Genomic DNA, 21,020 nt, shown 5'->3' with positions numbered 1-21,020 from the left:
CTCCGAACCTCTTATCGAGGATTAAGGAGTTTTTGCTGTTTCTTCAATGTAATAGGTTGATTACATTGAAAGCAGGAGAAATAATGATTGAAAATTGTATTAAAGTTTTAAGGGCAGAGATGAAGTGGACGCAAGCAGATTTAGCCGAACGAGTTGGCATATCAAGACAAGCTGTTATTTCTATTGAAAAATACAAGTATACACCTTCTCTTGAACTGGATTTTCAAATAGCCGCTGTATTTGATAGAGATATTAATCAAGTCTTTACAATGAAAAAGGAGGAAAAAGAATGATGATATTATTAGAAATTATAGGAGGGTTATGCCTAGCCCTATTTGTACTTGTGGGGCTTTGAAAGAAGTGAAGGATACTGCGGAAAATAATGAAGATGAAAGATGGCGTATGATTATTGGTAAGGCAGATCAAGCGGCTTTGAATACGTTTATTGGAATCAGTTTTTTTTCATTTTTTGTTCCAGCTGTTCTAAGAGGTATTGGACATGTAGCTACTCGATTTTCTTGGGAGACACTATCAAATCTACCTGATGGGTTTTCGATCAGTTTTTATAATAGTTATCCGTTAACTTTAATGCTTATTGTACTCTCTTTCCGATACATAGCAATCTGGCATTATAAAAACAAATATTAAATAACTATCCATTCAGCGTGCTACAAATTGTATCGTTCGATATATCGCGTAAAGCTACGTTTTTAATCTAGAATATCACTCACCCATAAGCCATACTATGAATAAAGAAAAGGAGGAAATAGTAAATGAAAATTGGCGACAAGATAAAAGAAGGTAGACTCAATAAAGGCTATACACAAGAACAAGTGGCGGAAATTTTGCATGTTTCCAGATCTACTATATCAAGTTGGGAAGTGAATCGAACCTACCCTCCTTTAGACATGTTAGTCACACTGGGTGATTTGTATGAGATATCATTGGATGTTATCTTAAGAGAAGATATAAAAGTAGTAGAAAACATAGTGAAAGAAACTAAGCGAAGTAGAAACCGGAAGTACATTAACATTGCTCTACTGATTTTATTTATTCCATTAATCGTCTTCATGGGATATAACTTATGGGCATCAGGCAAAGATGTTAGTTATAAACAAATAAAAGATGTTCAAATTGCCTTAAACGGGGAAGCATTTAATAAGAACAGTGAAATTATCATTACTGCAGATTTCGATGGTCTCCATAATTATGGCGGGTATATGATTGAAGGGGGCAACGGTGAGTTAACACTCTCCTTAGGTCAATATTATGAACTATCCGATCGGTCTTTACAAAAAATTGTCATTCCATTAGAACACGTAATTAGTCCTTCAGAAGAAGTTAAGAAAATCGAATTGATTACTCGAGGTTCTAAGGTTATGATTTACGATATAGATAATCCCGCAACCTGGTAAAAAATATACTGAAAGTGATAGTGGTAAAAATATGAGTATAAAACGGTATATCATTAAGATCAGTCGCGTTACTCTCTACATAAGCATGACTTTTATCATTCTTTTAAGTATCATTATTAATCGAAGGTTTCATACACCTGTAGTAGATATTTTAATAAACTACATGATTCCTACTGTGCTCATCTTTATGAGCGTAGAAATAAAAGATGACCGTAAATATTTGAAAAGTATCTTATTTTTGTTCAGCATGAGTTATTTCATCTACATCGCATTATATTACCTGATTGGATTTCATAATCACTACTGGGGTAATTAAAAACGTATTCGACCTCCGCGGATCATTACCGCTAAAGGTCGAATACGTTTTTTATGTTAGACTCGTTTGGATTCTTTCTTGAATCTTTCGTTGGATTTCAAAAGCTTCTTCACGTTTCAACTCTGGCAAATAATTCGTTTGAGAAGCCGTAGTAACTCGCAATTCTGCGATATCGAAAGCCTTAGCAACGGGCCCAATATCTGATTCAATATTTTGTACGCGCGTTAAAGGAATCGAGATTTGTTGTCTTACCCATAAGCCTTTAAAAATGATGAGTTGGTTTTCGTATAAATCATAACGCCAGTGTTTAGCTTTAAGAGAGGGACGAAAAGCTATATAAAATAGCCATTGCGCTACAAGTATAAGTAGAACGAATAATAGAGTCCATTCTGGAACAGTGATAAAATCAAGAAATTGATTTAGGAAATACAAACTGATGAGAATGACTAAAAAGATTAGACAATGAATAAAAGCTTTTATTCTCCAGTAGCGGACTACATCTACATTCGTTTCGTTAGTATTCATTGCGCTCACTCCCTTCTGGTTTGAACCAGTTAAATAATTCGAAAGCATTTGATTCCTCAATAAACTTTAATTCGGTGTCCTGAGAAAGCTGACCTTGCGCAGAAAAGAAGACAGCCTTAGCTAGTCCAGCTTTTTTCAAAAAAGGATTTTGCTTGATCTGTAAATTCAAAATGCGACCTCTAGGAATATAGATCTTTTTCACGGAAAATCTTTGAGCGACTTGTATAGTGAGTTCATTATCTGAAAGCTTGTATCCGTTTAATCGTTGTGAACGGTAACCAAAGAGTAGGTTCAGTAAAATAAAAATCAAACCGATCATCCATGCGTAAGACCAAAACAGGATAGACATCGTTAATGTAGCAATAACCCAAAACAATAATCTGAATTGTATAAAGCGTCGTATAGAACGCTTTGGTGTAATCAAATCAGCAGGTTCAAAAAGGTAATTTGGGAAACAGGCTGTCATCAAACTAGCTAGCTGATCTGTTTTGACAAGTGGAAATAAAATGACTTTTCCGTTTCCAGATTCTTCATTTTTATCGTCATCCTCATCCTCATTTTCATCAGTAGCAATGGACAGTGATAGAGTAGTATATCCAAACCATTTCATTAACCAGTTTTGTTGTTCTTCAAGACTTTGAATATTTTCGAGAACAATAGTCTGACTGTTCGTCTCCAACAAACCTCGTTTGATTTTTAGTTGTTTATCTGTCAAAAAGACACTGAACTGGTACTGCTTGAAAATCACAAAGATTGCTCCAAGCAAATAAATTGCCGCAAGGGTACTTAAAATAACGAGAATTAAAAGGAGTACAGAGGTATTTAGTAAGTTATTAGTTTGCTCAAATGCAAAATCGATCAAAATATTGGATATAAAACTCCCCGCTAAAAGAAAGGCAATAAAACTACGAATCACTGAAATGTTCAAGACGGTCAACTTGATGATATCGATTAAGGAAAGTTGATAGATCAGGTTTCCTTCGTCTTTTTTTTTTGACAAACGAGCTTGTTCCGCTAACGCATCAGTAGTCAATTCATCTTCATTTTTGACTTCAATGGTAGTATTTAAGAGGTTCAGCTGTTTTGTGATCTCTTCCAGTTGCTCTATTGAGATAGCATCCAGTAGAATATTTTTCCCAGGCGTCTGAATTGTAACTTTGGTAATGTTCAAAAATCGATGTGCCAGAGTCTCAGAAGTATCAATACTTTGAATCCGACTGACTTGAATATCTTTTTCTTTTTTGATAAATAAGCCACTTTTGAGTATAAAACGGTTATTTTCGATGTAGTAAGAAGTTCGTAAGTATTTGATCAAATCAATGAGCGTCCCCAATAGCAAAACAACACAAAAAACAGCAAGCATAATCAAAAACATCTCTAAAAATTCTCCGTCAGTAAGGCCAATAAAAGAATAAATAGATAAAGGAACCACTAAAGTCGTCATTCTTTTAAAACATTTAGTGAATAAGGTTCCTTTGTTTAATCTTTGTTTATTATACATCTGACTGCACCTCTTTGATAAGATCCATAATCTGGGCTTTTAAGGCTTGTGCATCTTCTTCTAGTAAAAGTGGAACTTGATGACCCGTTCCAGCGGTCTGAATCTCAACAATCTGTACATGGTGTCTTCTAGATAATGGGCCATCTTCTATAGAAACTTGCTGCACTCTTTCTATCGGGATAATCTCTCTTTTTCTAAAAAAGACGCCTTTCAATATTTCTAGATATGTAGGATGAACTTCATAGCGAATCGATTTGTATCTTAGGTAAGGTAAGACAAAGTAATCGACACAGAAGACGAGTAACGTAATTAAAACAGATAAAATCGCAAAGATAATAGGCCAATCAAACCAGTAGACAAGAAAGACAAGTCCAGCACAACCAATCATATAGAAGATACCGATAACTAAACTATCTATTTTGTCATATTGGATAACAGCTTCATCCAATTTATTCAAGGGGGGGTGTTCTTCAATCAAGATCGTTCATTCCTCTCCATTCATTTTTCAACTCAATCATTATAACAGTAAGAATAGATAAATTCATAAAAAGTAGAGTCTCAAAAATTAAATTACAATGTAAATATAAGTACTATGCATGAAATAGTACTTATGCTATAATTTTCTTAAGGAGGGGATAGAGTGAGTGAATCCATTAATAAAGATTACATAAGAGGTCATATCGATACCATTATTTTAAGAATTTTGATTGATCAAGATAACTACGGATATGAAGTTATTAAAGCAATCAAAATCTTGAGTAACGGTCAGTACGAACTAAAAGAACCTTCTTTATATACGAGTTTAAAGCGACTAGAAAAGGGTGCCTATATCGAATCTTACTGGGGAGATGAGACGCAAGGTGGTCGTAGGAAGTACTATAAAGTAACAGATAATGGGAAAAAATATTATAAAAAAGCTATAGCAGAATGGAAAATAGCTAGGGAAATAATTGATCAGTTAGTTGAGGGGGAACGATAGACATGGATAAAATTGAAAAACATATTGAATGGCTTTTTAAACCCTATAAGAAAAATAAACAAATTCAAGAATTAAAAGAAGAAGTTTATTCCAATTTGTTGGCCCGAAAAGAAGATCTATTGCTAGAAGGATATAGCGAAGAAGAGGCCGTTAAAAATACGATAGCGCATATAGATTCTGTCGATCACTTGATAGAAGAAAATAAAAAAGTCGACATCAATCGATTCTTAGCCAGTCTTCTACAATCGATGACTTTATACAGTGTGATTATATGGATTTTGACGCTACCATTATCTTTGTTTCCAGAACATTTGTTATTGAGTTACTTTTTTATGATACTTTCGATATTGCTTAGCATCGTCTATATCGTTTATTTAAGAAAAGTGAACAACGGTGATATCAAAATTAAGTATATGAATATTAAAAGAACCAGAGAACTCAAAAATATTGCTTGGAAAATTTGGGTTGTCTTTATAATTATCAGTTTATTGAGTGTTACAGGTATTTATTTTGCGAGTAATCTGTGGTTTTCTAGACCAATTTCGATCAGCGGCCCTTATCAGTTTGCTGAAATCGCACTGAGATATCTGACACCGTTTGTTACAGTAATCATTCCATTGACTGTGAATAAAGCCAGAAATCTAATAGAGGAAAGTGAGGTAGAGGTATATGAATAAAAATAAAAATATGTGGATCATGGTACTGCTCCTGATTGGATTTGTTGGATTTATTTGGATTCAACTAGTCGTTCTTCCAAATAAAAACCAAGCAGAAGAGCGTTATGCAAAAGAGCAACTGAACCCATTGACACAAGACTTTAATTATATAGCTAAATATGAAAGCGACTATCTTGGAGATAATTCGAATACGTTCAATTTATTTAGAAGTTTGCCCATGACTCAAGATGAAATGACTTTTCAGCTCTATCCAGAGGAGTTAGGGGTTGAAGTTCATTATCCTACTACGTTAAGTGAATCTACTCATTCAACCATCACGACTGATAAAGATAATGAATACGGTCAAGATGAAGTGCTTATTGCATATAGAACTCTTTTGTATAATGCCACTGCAGGATTTGCTTTAATCAAGAATATGGATCAGCTGACACTAGAATTTCAGGACAATGTTTTCGAATTTAAAAGAAGTGATTTTAAATCTAAGTACTCAAACCTAGATCAGTTGCTCGACGAAAATATGTGGACTCAAGAAGTTCAACAACCATTGGAAGATGATCAATACGTAGAGGAAACTTTTGAAGAATTAGCTATTATCCATTAATAAAAACAAACAGTACATCAGGATAGCTGACTGTACTGTTTGTTTCACTTAAAAATGATGTTGTTGAATTGTTGCCAAAACAAGCTATAAGAAGATAGTTTGTGAAAAAATATCCTAACGGAAACATTATACGATTATTTTTACTTACTTTTCGTACGTTTAAAGCCCTTAATCCTCTACGAATAAGGCTTTTTATAAAATAGATCTTATTGAATTAATTTGAACAAACCCCTTGAAATTTAAATAATCAGGAGTATAATGAGTATGAAAACAGCAAGAGATCATGTTTTCATTGTAAGTCGAGTGCAGAAGGTCATCAGGTAAGGGATACGAAAGTTTATATTTACAAATAAAACATAGACAGTTTTTCATCGTGCGAAACAAGAGGAATCATTCTGATCGTGCTTGTGAATAGTTGCTCTATTTATTTTTGTGAATTCAATAACTTTTAGCCTGTCAGTCTCGCTGTTTTTCATTGTAAGACAAAATATTATATATTTCCTAGGAGGAAAATAGAGAATGAAAGTAGTAGTTGTAGGTTGTACGCACGCGGGAACATCAGCGGTTAAAACAATTTTAAGTGAAAATCCGGATGCACAAGTAACTGTATATGAAAGAAACGATAACGTATCTTTCCTATCTTGCGGTATTGCATTGTATGTTGGTGGCGTTGTTAAAGATCCAGCAGGACTTTTCTACTCAAACCCTGAAGAATTAGCTGAATTTGGCGCAGACGTTAAAATGGAACACGATGTTCTAAATATCGATTCTGAAGCTAAAACAGTAACCGTTAAAGATCTTAAAACAGGTGAAGAAACTCAAGACACTTATGACAAATTAGTTGTAACAACTGGTTCTTGGCCAATCATTCCTCCAATCCAAGGTATTCAAAGCAAAAACGTTGTACTTTGTAAAAACTACAACCAAGCACAAGAAATCATTGCACGTAAAGAAGGTAAACAAAAAATTACTGTCGTAGGTGGAGGATACATTGGTATCGAGCTTGTTGAAGCGTTCGCTGAAGATGGTAAAGATGTAACATTAGTTGATGGTCTTGACCGTATCTTGAACAAATATCTTGATCCTGAATTCACTTCTGTCTTAGAAAAAGACTTAAGAGAACGTGGAATTAAAGTTCAATTAAACGAAATGGTTCAAGGATTCGAAGATAGTGAAGATGGAACAATGACAACAGTTAAAACTTCTGGTGGAGAATATGAATCAGAAATGGTTATCTTATGTGTTGGTTTCCGTCCAAATACTGATCTTGTTAAAGGTCAAGTTGAAATGCTTGGAAATGGCGCAATTATCGTTGATAACTACATGCGTACAAGCAACCCAGACATTCTTGCAGCTGGAGATAGCTGTGCAGTAAACTACAACCCAACTGGTGGACACGCTTATATTCCATTAGCAACTAACGCTGTTCGTATGGGATTACTTGTAGGTAAAAACATTAAAGAACCAACATTAGAATACAGAGGAACTCAGTCAACTTCTGGTTTACACTTATTCGGATGGAACATCGGTTCAACTGGTGTAAGTGAGTCTAGTGCTCCAGTAATGGGTCTTGAAGCACGTGCGGTTATGTTTGAAGATAACTACCGTCCAGAATTCATGCCAACTAACGAAAAAATCATGATGAAACTTGTTTATGAAGTAGGCACTAAACGTATTGTTGGTGGACAAGTAATGTCTAAATACGACATCACTCAATCAGCAAACACATTGTCACTTGCTATCCAAAACAGAATGACAATTGAAGATTTAGCACTAGTTGACTTCTTCTTCCAACCAGTATTCGATCGTCCTTGGAACTACTTGAACTTACTAGGACAAGCAGCAATGACACACGAAGCTGAACTAGAAAAAGAATCAATGAACGCTGGTTCTAACTAATTTAAAACGAACACTTAAAAGAGGTCTCAGACATATGTCTGAGATCTCTTTTTTTGCGCAAAAAAAAGAAGCTTTACCAAATGGTAGGCTTCTTTAAGAGAGGGATTGAATTATCCTCTTACAGATTTAAGTGCAGTTCCCCAAGCGTTTAATTGATCTAACATCATAGTCATGTTTTCTAAGTGCAATTCACCTGGTTTGAATGTTGAAAAGTTTTCAAAGTCTAAGAATAGTGAGAATGTTGGGTGTACACGAGTGTCGGCAACCATCAATTCTCCTAAAATACCACGTAAGTGTTCAGCAGCACGTGCGCCACCAGTTGAACCGTAACTCATAATACTTGCGGCTTTGTTGTTCCAAGCAGTTGTTGGTGCGCTGTCTAGGGCATTTTTCAAAGCACCTGTGATGCTGTGATTATACTCAGCTACAACGAAGACATAAGCATCTAATTCGTTGATTTTTTCTGCCCATTTAGCTAGACCTGGTTCTGTTCCAGCAGTTGTTCCTAAGAATGGTAAATCGTAATCGGCGATATCAACGATTTCGTAGTGTGCATCGTTTCTTTCGTCAGCAATTTTTTTAGCCCATTCTCCAACTTGTGTACTAACGCGCCCTTGTCGAGTGCTTCCTAAAACGATACCGATTTTTAATTGTTCTGTCATGATAAAATCTCCTATTCTCTTAATTAAATTTGATGCTGTTATTTCTCCAACATCTGTTGTATATATTTATTATAGCTTACAAAATGTAAGTGACAATAGACAATAATCGATAAGTGTTGCTTAAGCAACAAAAATCAATAAATGTCGAAGAACTATTGATGAAGTGATACTCCTATAAATACACTTAGAAAGAAAAAATTTAATACTAAAGGATATTCCATTAATGGCCATGGTTAATACCGAAATTTTATATTATTTTTTAATTTATTATATCGTTCTCAGTTAAAGTTCAAGATTTCTTTTTTTATAAAGCTGCTTACTAATGGATAGACTGCTTTATTAGTAAGGCTTGAATTAGTTTCTTACAGATTTAAGCGCTCTTCCCCAAGTGTTTAATTGTTCAAACATCATAGCCATATTTTCTAAATGCAAATCTCCTGGTTCGAAAGTTGAGAAGTTTTCAAAGTCCATGAATAGTGAGAATGTTGGGTGTACACGTGTATCAGCAACCATTAATTCCCCTAAAATACCACGTAAGTGTTCAGCAGCACGAGCGCCACCAGTTGAACCGTAACTCATAATGCTTGCAGCTTTATTGTTCCAAGCAGTTGTAGGGGCACTGTCAATGGCATTTTTCAAAGCACCAGTGATGCCATGGTTATATTCAGCAACAACAAATACAAAGGCATCTAATTCGTTGATTTTTTCTGCCCATTTAGCTAGACCAGGTTCTGTTCCAGCAGTTGTTCCTAAGAATGGTAAATCGTAGTCGGCGGTATCAACGATTTCGTAGTGTGCATCGCTTCTTTCGTCAGCAATATTTTTAGCCCATTCGCCAACTTGTGTACTAACACGTCCTTGTCTAGTGCTTCCTAAAATAATGCCGATCTTCAATGGTTCTGACATGGTAGTTTCCTCTGTTCTCTTATTCTCTGCTTGTTGTCTTTTACCAAACATTCTTTTAATGATACTATTCATGATAAATTCTCCTGTTCTCTTTTATTAACTGGTATTGATTTTTATCCAACATCTGTTGTATACTTTTATTATAACTTACAAAATGTAAGTCACAATAGACAGTAATTGATAAGTGTTGCTTAAGCAACAAAATTAAATAAATGTTGAGAAAGTATAGGTGAAGAAATGCAAGAAATAGTAGAGAATAAAGATATTCGTAAAATTCGTACGCGCAAGTACATCATTGATGCTTTCTTTGAATTGTTGAAGAAAAAATCGTTTGAAACAATACGAATTAGTGACATTACAACAAAGGCTATGGTTAATAGAGCGACATTTTATAACCACTTTGCAGATAAATACGAATTATTTGAAGTCGTTACAAAAGAAATCATTATGGAAAACGTCCGAAACCAACTTGCGGAAACTACTAATTTTTGCCAAAATACACTGACAAACGTATTTGTAGCATTAACAAACTATCATAATGAGCTGTATGCATTGTGTTCTTATAGTTATGATGAAATGGCTAGTATCAACGAAACGATTTTAAGAAAAGAAGTAGAACAAGTTCTTTTTGAATCGTTAAAGTTAAAATACTCTGAAAAATCAAAACAAGAAATACAAAATATGGCTTCTATATTTAGTTGGATGCTTTATGGTGCAGCCTATGAATGGAAAAATCAGAATGAACTAGATCCAGTGGCTTATTTTGCTCAAACAATGGGCTCTATTGAGTCCATACTAAATGAATAGAATAGATTAAATAGTTTCAAAGACCAGAACAGAGGACCTCAAATTTGTTCTGGTTTTTATTTTGCTTAAAAAAATGCGATAATAGGAAAACAGGCATGATATCATGCCAAAGTCAAAGTATCTGAACGGAGAAAAAGATGATATCCTATTATAATTTTGGAGAAGAAGTTAATAAGAGTTCGAAATCTGCGGCTGAATGGGTTTCTGTAACAAATCCTACTAGTGAGGATATTGAATATCTATCAAATACTTTTGATCTTCCAAGAGATCTGTTTGTGTCAGAATATTTCCCGGAAAATATCACTGAAATTGAACAAGTCTTCTCAAATGTTCTTGGAGAGTGCTTATATGTTGTTTTAATTAACTACAACGAAGTAGAACCCCATTCTGTTGAGAATGGTTTGTATCCAGTTACGTTTATTTTTAATGAAGATATGCTGATTACAATTGCGAATGAAAAGGATCAGTCAATTTTGCCATCTATCCAAAATGAAGTAGATGCTGAAGTGAATTCGGGAGAACTGATCACGAGTTTTATTTTGAATATGTATCAGTTATACATTGCTGAACTGATCGATTTAAAGGTGCGCATCGATGATATCGACCAAAGAGCAAGAAATACAACACAAAGAGAAACGCTGTTAGATCTAACAGATGCAGAGCGGGATATGGTTTTTTTGGAACAAACATTAGATGATCAGAAGCAGACAATACTTAATTTACTAGAGCGAGATCTATTTAAAAAAATGGAAGTAGAAGAGCGGACGATCAAAGAAATCCATAAAAAAATCAGGAAATCTGATCGATTAGTAGAAATCTATAGAGACTTGATTGATACTACAGGTGGGCTGATTTCGGATATGATCGACAGTCGTTTAAATAGGATCATGGAATTTTTGGATTCTGCTCAGTTGGTGATTGCTGTCCCTACGTTAATATTCAGTCTATGGGGTATTAACACAGGTGGACTGTTTGGTACCGATACACCTTTTGGATCGCTGATTGTCGTTATTTTAGCCGCTGTCTTAGGTTTAGGAACATATCTTTATCTAAAGAAAAAAGAATACTAAAAAACAGAGTCTCCTCAATAAGAAGGGGACTCTGTTTTTAATTTTACTTAGCTTAATTTAAAAGACGGTGGAAAGACAGTTGAGATAAACTTGCATTCATCTTCCGTTAATTTGAAGCTAGCTGCTTCAAGGTTTTGTTCCATCTGCTTACGATTTCTAGCACCAGGAATCACGGCATCTACAACATCTTTAGATAGGTAGTAAGCCAATACAATATTTTGGAGTCCTGTATTATATTTTTCAGCTAAAGGTCTGATTTGATCAACTTTTCCAAGAATGTCGCTATACGTTGGTTCTTGGAATTGAGGACGACTTTTCTGACGATCAGTTAATGGAGTGTTTTGATCGTATTTACCCGCTAGTAATCCAGAAGCAAATGGGAAGTAAGGGATAAAGCTAATATTTTGTTCTCTATAGTATTGGAATACTTTGCTTTCTGCTTCTTGATTTAGCAAATTGTATTCATCTTGCACGACATCGATATCCTGATGTACGTTTGCTTCTTTGATTTGGTCAAACGAGAAGTTCGAAACACCAATCGAACGGATTTTACCTTGTTCTTTCAGACGAGATAAAGCACCGATTGCTTCTGCTTTAGGTGTATGTTCATCTGGGAAGTGGATATAATAAAGATCAATATAATCTGTTTGTAAACGGGTAAGGCTATCTTCTACTTGCTTTGTCAGAAATTCAGGGGAGTTATTCAATTTCAATTCACCATTAACGTATTCGTGCGCACCTTTTGTAGCAATCACGATATCTTGGCGTAAGTTATTCTTTTTAAGTGTTTCACCAATGATCGATTCAGATTTACCATCACCATAGATAAATGCCGTATCGATAAAGTTCAATCCTTTATCAATGGCATCTAATAAAATATCGCCACCGTATTCTGTATGTGTTTCTGGATTAGCATCACTAATTTTATTGGCACCTAAACCAATTGGATGTACCTTTAAACCGGATCTACCTAATGTCACAAAGTCACTCATCAAATCTCTCCTTCAAATGATTTTCTACTTCTAATTATATAGTAAAAAAATTCAAAATTCAGAATGATTTGCTTGTGTCGATAAAATAGTTGCAAATTTGGATAAAGAACGTTATTTTAAAGATAAGAAGTTCACTATGTTAGTAGGAGGTTTTTTAATGGATAAAAAATTGAGAAGGTCCAGAACAGATCGATGGGTTTCAGGAGTATGTGGAGGCATTGCAGAGTATTTAGACATTCCATCAATTGCTGTCAGACTAGGTTTCCTTATATTGTCGCCAACATTGTTAATTTACATTATTCTAGCAGTGTTAATTCCTGAAGAAGATTAATGTTTAAAATATAAGAGTCTTTCGCGAGGTATCTAATATCTTGCGAAGGATTTTTTGTCTTTAAAGATATATTTTTGTAAAGCAGACTGCTATACTAATTTTATCCCAACAGGGGAATTATTTAAAGCAGGTGAATATATGGATAACCTTACGATAAAAAAAATCACGACTGAAGATGCTGAGTATCAAGGATCTCTGACATTAAGAGATCAAGTATTAAGAAAGCCTCTAGGGATCAGCTTAGAACAAGAAGCGAAATCATCCGAAGAAGACGCGCACCATTTTGTGGCACTTTTAGAAGGTGAAGTTATCGGGACGCTTTTTCTTATAGAAACGGAAAATCAAATTTATCAGATGAGACAAGTGGCAGTCGATCAAGACTATCAAGGGAAATCGATTGGAAAGCAATTAGTGATTGAAGCTGAAAAGTGGGCAAAAGATTTTGGTGTAAAGAAAATCTGGATGCATGCCAGACAAAACGCTTGGCCATTTTATGAAGCTTTAGGCTATTCTTATACAAGTGATGAGTACATGCAAATAGGAATTGTTCACAAAACAATGGAAAAGGTAGTATAGATAGTAAAAGCAGGTCGTTTCTCAATGTCGAGAAGCAACCTGCTTTTTACATATCTTTTATATTACGTTTTGAATTATGCAAGTAAGGTCAGAGCAATCGTCATGAGTACTAGTGAAACGATCATACTAATGGATGAAAGGAAACTGGAAGTTGAGCGTTCGTTTCCATAAATTATCATGTTAATTGTTGATACCGTTCCTACGGGCGCAAGCAAAACTAATACAAGAGAGAGTCTAACCAGTTCAGGAAGTGGCAATAAATAGTAAAATCCAATAGCGATTGGAATAACGAGTGCGTAACGGATGGAAAGGACATTGGCTATTTTCTTAAGTGAACGCTTGTCGATTTCAATTTCAAGATAAAGCCCAATCATAAACATCGATAAAAAAGCATTCCCACTCGCAAAAAGTTGAACGACAGAAGTTACACTGGTAGGTACAGTGATGCCAATGAGGGCCAATAATAGCATGATAGAATACGTCGTAAAGGCTGGTGAATGAAATAACCGAAGAACTCTTTTCAAGTAGCTCGACTCTTCCCGTTCTTGCCCAAGTACATTATCCACAATCATCGGTGATCCGCCAAACAACATAAGCGCATTTCCCATATCAAAACTACCTATAAAAGGAATTGCAGCGGGGAAGAGACCTTGAACAAAGGGAATGGTGAAGTTGCCGATATTAAATCCCCCCTGAGAAAACATCATCATAGAGCGTTCAGGTAAACTTTTTTGTCTCCAGAATAACCCACCTACAAAAATTAAAACAATGTTGCAGAGTAATCCAAGCCCAATCATGATAAACAATAAGACATCTACTTGTACAGCATTAAAACCCATAATGATCGTAGCAGGAAGTGTAATATTTAATACGATTTTTTGTAAAATTGTACCGTCGGTTGACCTCAATATGCCAGCTTTTTTAAAGAGGTAGGCGATGAGTACAACGAGTAAAAAACTAAAGGATTGCAGGAAAATCGATGCCATATAGATAAACTCCTTCATTTATTTGTGTGAAAGTACGTAGGTTTATCATAAGGGCTTGAGTAAGATTGTTCAAGTTATTCGGTATCAATCTAAAAAAGCATACTCTCCAAAAAAATGGGGGATATGCTTTTTTAAACAACACTATTTGATTAGACGTCGAAGACTTGCATTTGGTTTTCTAAATCTTGTGCAATCTCAACTAATTGAGAAATTTTTCCACCGTCTCCAGCGATTTCTTCCATTGAGCTACTAATTTGTTGCGTAGCCGCAGAAGTTTCTTCTACGCCGGCTGCTGATTCCTCAGAAACAGAAGCGACTTCTTCGATGGATGCATTCATTTCATCTGTATTGGTTTTAATCTCAGATAAGTTTGTGTTGATAATATCTACACTGGCCGCTACATTGTCTAAAGATTTAGAGATTTGTTTGAACGTATCTCCAGTAGCTTTGATTTGTGTAGTTCCACTTTGAACTTCAGTGTAACCTTCTTGAAGTGAGTCACTAACATTTTTAGATTCAATCTGTATAGTTTGAACAAAACCGGTGATTTCAGATACTGAGACATCTACTTGTTCTGCTAGCTTACGAACTTCGTCAGCAACAACCGCGAAGCCTTTTCCGTGTTCACCAGCGCGAGCGGCTTCAATAGCAGCATTTAGTGCTAATAAGTTTGTTTGATCAGCAACGTTTTGAATGATTTCAACTAATTTTGAAATTTCTTGTGTCTGTGTATCGAGTTGATCCACTTTTTCAACAGACTGTTTCACAATTTCATTGATTTTTGCCATTTGACTTTCAGAAGATTCCATCAATGTACGACCATTGTTTGTCTCATCCATGACCTTGTTCGAAAGTATTTTAATGTATTGACCGTTTTCAGTTGTTGTATCTACTTTTTTGGAAAAATCATGCATGATTGTAGATAATTTACTTGCCGTATTCGCTTGGCTCTCAGAACCTTCTGAAAGTTCTTGCATCGTCATAGCGACTTGATCTGTTCCTGAAACGACTTCTGATGAAGTATCGAATAATTCTTTAGTGTTGTACGACAACGTATGAGAAACTTCTGATATGCTGCCAACAAGTGCTTTTAAGCGGTCTTGCATGATATTTGTAGATTCCGATAATTGACCAGTCTCGTCTTGTGAAAGAATCGGAAGGTGAGGGTTGTTTAGTTTTCCTCTACGAACAATATCCATACGATTCATTACAGCTTTAATAGGTGTTGAGATAGCACGAGAGGTAAGTATTGCAACAATAACGCCTAACAAAATAACAACGATTGCGCTCACAATATTAGTTATAAAGGTGGATTTTACAATAGTTAAAACATCTGATCCAGCTTGTTCGATGATTTCTTCTCTAATAATAGAAGCGCTAGATAGTTCTTCGATCATAGCCGTTGTTGTAGGAGATAATGCGTTCATATTCTGAAAAGCTTGTTCTGGGTCTCCGTTATCGTATACAGTAATAACATCGTTGATTAACGCTTCAGACCATTCTTTGTGTGTTTCAACAAGGTCGCCGGCTGTATCCGAACTAGACATGTCTCCAATTCTTTCGAAGTAGGGAATTGCAGCTGCGGTGTCATCGCCAACACTACTCTTAAAAAAAGCATCACCGGTTGCAAGGTAGCTTCTAACGTTATAGGCGCGTCTCGTTACGGAGAATGCAGCCCTTTCATCGGCAATCATTAGAGGAACTTGATATTCAACCATTGCTTCGGTATCTTCTTGAATTTTTTGACTCGAAAAAGAGGTAGCCGTTACTAAAACGATAACTAAAAATAGTACGATACCAAATCCAAATAATATTCTGGATTGTAAACTTTTGAATTTAATCCAGCTTTTCTTTTCTTTGTTCTCTTTATTTCTTTTTTGTTTGACCTTTTTTTCTTCTGCTGCCATTCTTCTATCTCCTTTTTCTTTGCTCCTTACAAACTATTTACCGAACCCGCTCATATGTACGTAGTGGAAAGTTGAGTATCCACAAAAGTTGAGAGCTTTGCCAATAAATGAACTTAGTTTTACAGATGTTGAGCTTAAGTAAGAGAGCAAATGAAAAACGATTAGCTGATCTAGGTGAAATGATAATAAGTATGGGTGAGTACTCAATTAGCATTCACGTAGTACAACGGTTTAGTCAATCATTAACTCCCCGAGAGTCACTATCGGAACAAATCAGATAAAATTAATATTCAAGTCCGCTATAATTTTTATTTTGTGAATGAACTTGTTCCCTTGCATTTAAGTAGAATAATAAAAACTCTGCTCCTCATAGAGAGAAACAGAGTTGAATAGTGTTTAAATTTGAAATTCTTTTAGTAAGTTGTCCATATTCTGTGAAAGCTCAACAAGTTGAGAAACTTTTCCACCGTCACCAGCAATTTCTTCCATTGAACTATTGATTTGCTCTGTAGCAGCAGATGTTTGTTCAACACCAGCAGCAGATTCTTCTGATACAGAAGCAACTTCTTCAATCGAGGCATTCATACTTTCGGTATGTTGACTAACGTCTGTCAGATTATGATTTATCGTATCAACACTTCTAGCAACTTCATTCAGAGAACGGCTGATTTGATCAAATGAATGAGCAGTAGATTTGATTTGCGAAGTGCCACTTTCTACTTCTACATAACCTTGTCTAAGGGATTGACTCATATTTTTCGAGTCTTGTTGTATGGCCTGAACGAACCCAGTGATTTCATTCACAGAAACTTCGACTTGTTCGGCAAGCTTTCTTACTTCGTCGGCTACGACTGCAAAACCTTTACCATGTTCACCCGCTCTAGCAGCTTCAATTGCAGCATTCAAAGCAAGTAAGTTTGTTTGATTTGCAACATTTTGAATGATTTCAACTAGTTTATTGATTTCTTGTGCTTGATGATCTAATTGATCTACTTGATGAACAGATTGTTCTACAATTTCGTGAATTTTTTGCATCTGTTCTTCAGATGAAGCCATCAGTGCTTTACCGTTTGTTGTTTCTTCAATAACTTTTGAAGAAAGCTTGGAAATATGTTTCCCAGATTTACTCGTTGAAGCAACTTTCTCAGAGAATTCATCCATAATACTAGCTAATTTACTAGCTGAATTTGCCTGATTTTCAGAACCTTCAGACAGCTCTTGCATAGTCACTGCAACTTGTTCAGATCCAGACATGACTTCCTTAGCGGCATCGGATAGTTCTTTACTATTGTAATTTAATAGGTAAGAAGCTTCAGAAACGTTTGAAAGAATCTCCTTTAATTTATCTTGCATCGCATTTGTGGCATTGGCTAGCTGACCAGTTTCGTCCTCGCTTGAAGCGATTAGGTATTCGTTTTTTAAATTACCATTCTTAATTTCTTCCATTCGAGCAATAACATTCTTTATAGGGTTAACTAACGAACGGGCTGTAAATAGAGCAACTAATATTGAAACAATGACAATAATAATGCTCAAAGCTAAGTTAGTATAGTAACTAGTCGTACTTGTCCGAGACAGATCTTCTACATGTCCGTTAATCACTAATTTTCTATCTGTAGAGATTTCAGTCAGTTTATTGATGATCAGTGTAGTGGTAGGGGAGAGTTGATTGAAATTTTGGGTTGCTAATTCGGTATTACCCGCTGCGTAGACATCAAATACGTCTGATCTTATATCATTCATCCATACATTCACTAAAGCAGTCATCTCGACCACATCAGAAGAATCAGTCAATTCGCTCAATATGACTATCTCTTCATCAAGCGAATCTGCATGAGTGTTGAATAACGCTCTAAGTTCATTATTACCGCTTGAGGTGTAAGCTCCGGCATCGTTCGAAATAGACGATACTAACAGGTTTGCATCTTGAAGGTTAGTCAACAATGGGACTTCCTGTGAAAGAATGGTATCAACGACATGATTTTTTTCTCGAGTAGCTTCTCCTATGTGCACAACCAAGATAATGGTTAGTAAAATGGTTATACCAAATCCAAACAACAATCTTGATTTAATACTTTTAAATTTTATAGAAGGGAATTTTTTCATACTTTTTTTATTAGTGGTAGTAACTTTATCTTTGCGAATACTATGATCCATTTGATCACTCCTTTGAATATAGTATCGGATAAATTCCTATTTCTTTTAATTAAAAAAATTCCAAGAAAAGAGAATGAGACTAAATAGGCGAAAATCACATGATAATATGATTCGAAACAAAAAAGGAGAGGAATTAAAAATTTAGGACTTTAAATGATTTCATTTATGCAATTGGAAACGTATATATACAATTGATAAGGGAAATGATGATCTAAACCGAATCTTAAAAAACACTTTAGTTATAAACCTGACCATTAGACGACGAGTGTAATAAAATGGATTTATCAATAAACAAAGATTTTGTAATTTGTGAATGAAATGTGGCGAAAAAATCGCAGTATAATTCTTGCACATTGAAACAGATTAGGAAATATAAAAAAACGACTCTCAATAGAGAATCGTTTTTCTTAAGCTCATTAAATTTGAAATCCTTTGATTAAGTTATCCATATTTTGAGCAAGTTCAACTAATTGGGAAACTTTGCCGCCGTCTCCAGCAATTTCTTCCATTGAACTATTGATCTGTTGTGTAGCAGCCGATGTTTCTTCTACACCTGCAGCCGATTCTTCTGATACAGAAGCGACTTCTTCAATAGAAGCATTCATATCATCGCTATGATTTTTAATTTCAGCAAGATTTGAATTGACCATGACTACACTACTCGCTACATCACTCAAGGATTTACTAATTTGGTCGAATGAGTGGGCTGTTGACTTAATTTGAGAGGTTCCACTTTCTACCTCTGCATAACCTTCTTTAAGAGATTCACTAACGTCTTTTGATTCTTTTTGAATAGCTTGAACAAATCCAGTAATTTCATTAACAGACACTTCAACTTGTTCAGCTAGTTTTCTAACTTCATCCGCAACTACTGCGAAGCCTTTACCATGTTCACCGGCTCTAGCCGCTTCAATGGCAGCGTTCAATGCTAATAAGTTTGTTTGGTTCGCGACATTTTGAATAATTTCTACAAGTTTAGATATTTCTTGAGTTTGATGATCAAGCTGATCAACTTTAGATACCGACTGACTGACAATCTCATGAATCTTTTGCATTTGAGCTTCAGAAGAAGCCATCATTGTCGTACCGTTTGCTGTTTCTTCAATAACTTTGGTGGAGAGTCGGCTAATATTTTGACCATTTTCGTTGGTAGAGGCGACTTTCTCAGAGAAAGCTTCCATAATACTCGCTAACTTACTCGCTGTGTTTGCCTGGTTTTCAGATCCTTCTGACAATTCTTGCATGGTCATCGCAACTTGGTCAGTACCAGACATAACTTCAGAAGAGGTTTCAGATAATTCTTTACTATTATAAGTAAGAAGGTAAGAGACTTCAGAAATGCTTGAAAGAATTTCCTTTAATTTATCTTGCATACCGTTCGCGGCTAAAGCAAGTTTACCTGTTTCATCTCGGCTATCAATCGATAATGGTTCTCCTTTCAAGTTTCCAGATGTAATCTCAGAAACCTTTTGCATCACACTCTTGATTGGTATAGAGATAGAACGTGCGGTCAGTATGGCTACAATTATTGCTAAAATAACAACTAAGATGGCAACAACAATATTGACGACGAACGAAAAATCACTAATTTCTTTGATGTTCTCTCCAGCCTCAAAGATTAGTTGCTCTCGCTCTTTTGCCGCAGCAGAAAATCCATCTAACATCTGTGTAGTAGTAGCAGACATATTGTCTAAATTGGCAATGGCTTGTTCTTCATCACCATTCTGGTAAACATAAAGAACGTCATTTAATATATCTTGAGTCCATGCTTCGTGAGTTAAAGATAGATTGTAGATTGTTTCAGAATCTGATAAGGATGTAAGAGTCTCCATATAAGGTTTAACAGCTTCTGAACTTTCCAAGAACATATCAATATAATTTTCTCTTCCAGTCATTAAGTAGGCGCGGACATTTGTAGAACGTCTGGCAATTGAAAAACCTACCCGTTCATCTGCAATCATCAAAGGAACTTCATGTTCGATCAATGCCCTAGTTTCAGCATCAGTCTTTCTATCCATCATACTACTTTCAATAATCAGTCCAATAACTAATAAGACAACTAAACCAAAACCAAATAATATTTTTGCCTGTAAACTTCGAAACTTCATTCTCTTACCAAATTGCTTTTTACTTTTGACCTTTTGACTATGTGTTACATCGTTTGTAGTTGCTTCCATTATATAAATCACTCCTTCCCAGTTATTATCGGTAGGCTAATTAAAGAATTTAATGAACAGATCAAAGTTAGTAAGAGATAGTAAGCGCTAATGGAAAGTAAGTAGTTTATTATGTATTATACATATCAGTATAATCTTTCACATTTTTTTAGCTCAATTAGTATATTTATGTAAGTTCAGTATTCATAAGCGTTAGTTATGTTGCATAGAGATAGTCTTTTTAGATAACGAATGATATATTTATGTAATAAAGTTCGAATGAAAAAATATAACTGAATGTATGAAATCTCTATATTATTAAGTAAATTAGTATGAAAATAACTAGAAGATTGTTGTGAACAAAAAAAGACACTATAGAATTCCGAATGTTATCATTATTTGCAAGCCGTTTATCAAATGAATAAATCCTTTTTTAGGAAAAATTTTAAAAATAGAAAGTTGATACTGAACTTGAACCCATCAAACAGAATAATAAACAAAAAGGAGCGGTCAACTCTTTAGAGGGGGAAGTGATGATTTTTTAATGAATTAAATCG

At 35.1% G+C, this 21,020-nt stretch carries 21 protein-coding genes; 11 read left to right on the top strand and 10 right to left on the bottom strand.

Annotated features, from left to right (window positions below; translation table 11 throughout):
- Positions 1-83: 83 nt before the first annotated feature.
- The 3 genes from VXN63_RS04865 (at position 84) to VXN63_RS04855 (ending at position 1,415) form a co-directional block, all read left to right on the top strand.
- Positions 84-293: a helix-turn-helix transcriptional regulator gene (locus tag VXN63_RS04865; RefSeq protein ID WP_327756851.1), complete on the top strand. Its 210-nt coding sequence runs from the start codon at positions 84-86 to the stop codon at positions 291-293.
- 28 nt (positions 294-321) lie between these two features.
- Positions 322-648, top strand: coding sequence for a hypothetical protein (locus VXN63_RS04860; protein ID WP_327756850.1), 327 nt, complete (start codon positions 322-324; stop codon positions 646-648).
- Between the two features lie 125 nt (positions 649-773).
- Positions 774-1,415, top strand: a complete 642-nt coding sequence (locus VXN63_RS04855; protein WP_327756849.1) for a helix-turn-helix domain-containing protein — start codon at positions 774-776, stop codon at positions 1,413-1,415.
- Between the two features lie 367 nt (positions 1,416-1,782).
- Here VXN63_RS04855 and VXN63_RS04850 read toward each other — a convergent pair whose 3' ends face one another.
- The 3 genes from VXN63_RS04850 to VXN63_RS04840 are packed head-to-tail and all read right to left on the bottom strand — an operon-like array spanning position 1,783 to position 4,235.
- Entirely contained in the window at positions 1,783-2,256 is a 474-nt protein-coding gene (locus VXN63_RS04850; RefSeq protein ID WP_327756848.1) for a PH domain-containing protein, read from the bottom strand.
- The gene (locus VXN63_RS04845) at positions 2,246-3,757 is read right to left on the bottom strand and encodes a PH domain-containing protein (RefSeq protein ID WP_327756847.1); all 1,512 of its coding nucleotides are present in this window, start codon (positions 3,755-3,757) and stop codon (positions 2,246-2,248) included. Before VXN63_RS04845 ends, VXN63_RS04850 begins: the two co-directional genes overlap by 11 nt.
- A complete protein-coding gene (locus VXN63_RS04840; RefSeq protein ID WP_327756846.1) occupies positions 3,750-4,235 on the bottom strand; it encodes a PH domain-containing protein in 486 nt (161 codons plus the stop codon). The genes VXN63_RS04845 and VXN63_RS04840 overlap by 8 nt, the downstream gene beginning before the upstream one ends.
- 162 nt (positions 4,236-4,397) lie before the next feature.
- On the opposite strand from VXN63_RS04840, the gene VXN63_RS04835 reads away from it, so the two are divergent.
- From VXN63_RS04835 to VXN63_RS04820, 4 genes are all read left to right on the top strand, one after another.
- A complete protein-coding gene (locus VXN63_RS04835; RefSeq protein WP_327756845.1) occupies positions 4,398-4,736 on the top strand; it encodes a PadR family transcriptional regulator in 339 nt (112 codons plus the stop codon).
- 2 nt (positions 4,737-4,738) lie between these two features.
- Positions 4,739-5,413, top strand: coding sequence for a permease prefix domain 1-containing protein (locus VXN63_RS04830; RefSeq protein WP_327756844.1), 675 nt, complete (start codon positions 4,739-4,741; stop codon positions 5,411-5,413).
- Positions 5,406-6,014: a DUF4825 domain-containing protein gene (locus tag VXN63_RS04825; RefSeq protein WP_327756843.1), complete on the top strand. Its 609-nt coding sequence runs from the start codon at positions 5,406-5,408 to the stop codon at positions 6,012-6,014. Before VXN63_RS04830 ends, VXN63_RS04825 begins: the two co-directional genes overlap by 8 nt.
- A gap of 519 nt (positions 6,015-6,533) precedes the next feature.
- Positions 6,534-7,913, top strand: coding sequence for an FAD-dependent oxidoreductase (locus VXN63_RS04820; RefSeq protein WP_327756842.1), 1,380 nt, complete (start codon positions 6,534-6,536; stop codon positions 7,911-7,913).
- Positions 7,914-8,023: 110 nt separating this feature from the next.
- On the opposite strand, the gene VXN63_RS04815 is transcribed toward VXN63_RS04820, so the two are convergent.
- The gene (locus tag VXN63_RS04815; protein ID WP_327756841.1) at positions 8,024-8,575 is read right to left on the bottom strand and encodes an NADPH-dependent FMN reductase; all 552 of its coding nucleotides are present in this window, start codon (positions 8,573-8,575) and stop codon (positions 8,024-8,026) included.
- 354 nt (positions 8,576-8,929) lie between these two features.
- Positions 8,930-9,469 (bottom strand): NADPH-dependent FMN reductase, encoded by a 540-nt coding sequence (locus tag VXN63_RS04810; protein ID WP_442915297.1) that lies wholly within the window; start codon positions 9,467-9,469, stop codon positions 8,930-8,932.
- Between the two features lie 249 nt (positions 9,470-9,718).
- Between VXN63_RS04810 and VXN63_RS04805 the strand changes: the two genes are divergently transcribed.
- Positions 9,719-10,288, top strand: a complete 570-nt coding sequence (locus VXN63_RS04805) for a TetR/AcrR family transcriptional regulator (RefSeq protein ID WP_327756839.1) — start codon at positions 9,719-9,721, stop codon at positions 10,286-10,288.
- Positions 10,289-10,425: 137 nt separating this feature from the next.
- Positions 10,426-11,358 (top strand): magnesium transporter CorA family protein, encoded by a 933-nt coding sequence (locus VXN63_RS04800; RefSeq protein ID WP_327756838.1) that lies wholly within the window; start codon positions 10,426-10,428, stop codon positions 11,356-11,358.
- Positions 11,359-11,405: 47 nt separating this feature from the next.
- On the opposite strand, the gene VXN63_RS04795 is transcribed toward VXN63_RS04800, so the two are convergent.
- Complete coding sequence (locus tag VXN63_RS04795) at positions 11,406-12,350, bottom strand: aldo/keto reductase (RefSeq protein WP_327756837.1); 945 nt, start codon at positions 12,348-12,350, stop codon at positions 11,406-11,408.
- Positions 12,351-12,507: 157 nt separating this feature from the next.
- Here VXN63_RS04795 and VXN63_RS04790 point away from each other — a divergent pair, with 157 nt between their 5' ends.
- Positions 12,508-12,681, top strand: a complete 174-nt coding sequence (locus VXN63_RS04790; RefSeq protein ID WP_327756836.1) for a PspC domain-containing protein — start codon at positions 12,508-12,510, stop codon at positions 12,679-12,681.
- Positions 12,682-12,819: 138 nt separating this feature from the next.
- Positions 12,820-13,257, top strand: a complete 438-nt coding sequence (locus VXN63_RS04785; RefSeq protein ID WP_327756835.1) for a GNAT family N-acetyltransferase — start codon at positions 12,820-12,822, stop codon at positions 13,255-13,257.
- 74 nt (positions 13,258-13,331) lie between these two features.
- Here the strand turns inward: VXN63_RS04785 and VXN63_RS04780 are convergent, their stop codons facing one another.
- From VXN63_RS04780 to VXN63_RS04765, 4 genes are all read right to left on the bottom strand, one after another.
- On the bottom strand, positions 13,332-14,243 hold the full coding sequence (locus VXN63_RS04780) for an AEC family transporter (protein WP_327756834.1): 912 nt from the start codon (positions 14,241-14,243) through the stop codon (positions 13,332-13,334).
- Positions 14,244-14,392: 149 nt separating this feature from the next.
- Positions 14,393-16,150: a methyl-accepting chemotaxis protein gene (locus VXN63_RS04775; RefSeq protein ID WP_327756833.1), complete on the bottom strand. Its 1,758-nt coding sequence runs from the start codon at positions 16,148-16,150 to the stop codon at positions 14,393-14,395.
- 396 nt (positions 16,151-16,546) lie between these two features.
- On the bottom strand, positions 16,547-18,307 hold the full coding sequence (locus VXN63_RS04770; protein ID WP_327756832.1) for a methyl-accepting chemotaxis protein: 1,761 nt from the start codon (positions 18,305-18,307) through the stop codon (positions 16,547-16,549).
- Positions 18,308-18,723: 416 nt separating this feature from the next.
- On the bottom strand, positions 18,724-20,484 hold the full coding sequence (locus VXN63_RS04765) for a methyl-accepting chemotaxis protein (RefSeq protein ID WP_327756831.1): 1,761 nt from the start codon (positions 20,482-20,484) through the stop codon (positions 18,724-18,726).
- Positions 20,485-21,020: the final 536 nt, after the last annotated feature.

It is taken from the genome of Marinilactibacillus sp. XAAS-LB27 (assembly GCF_036039175.1).
Taxonomy (GTDB): domain Bacteria; phylum Bacillota; class Bacilli; order Lactobacillales; family Carnobacteriaceae_A; genus Marinilactibacillus.
Note: the sequence above shows the minus strand (reverse complement) of the source record. Positions and strands in the feature narration are given on the sequence as shown.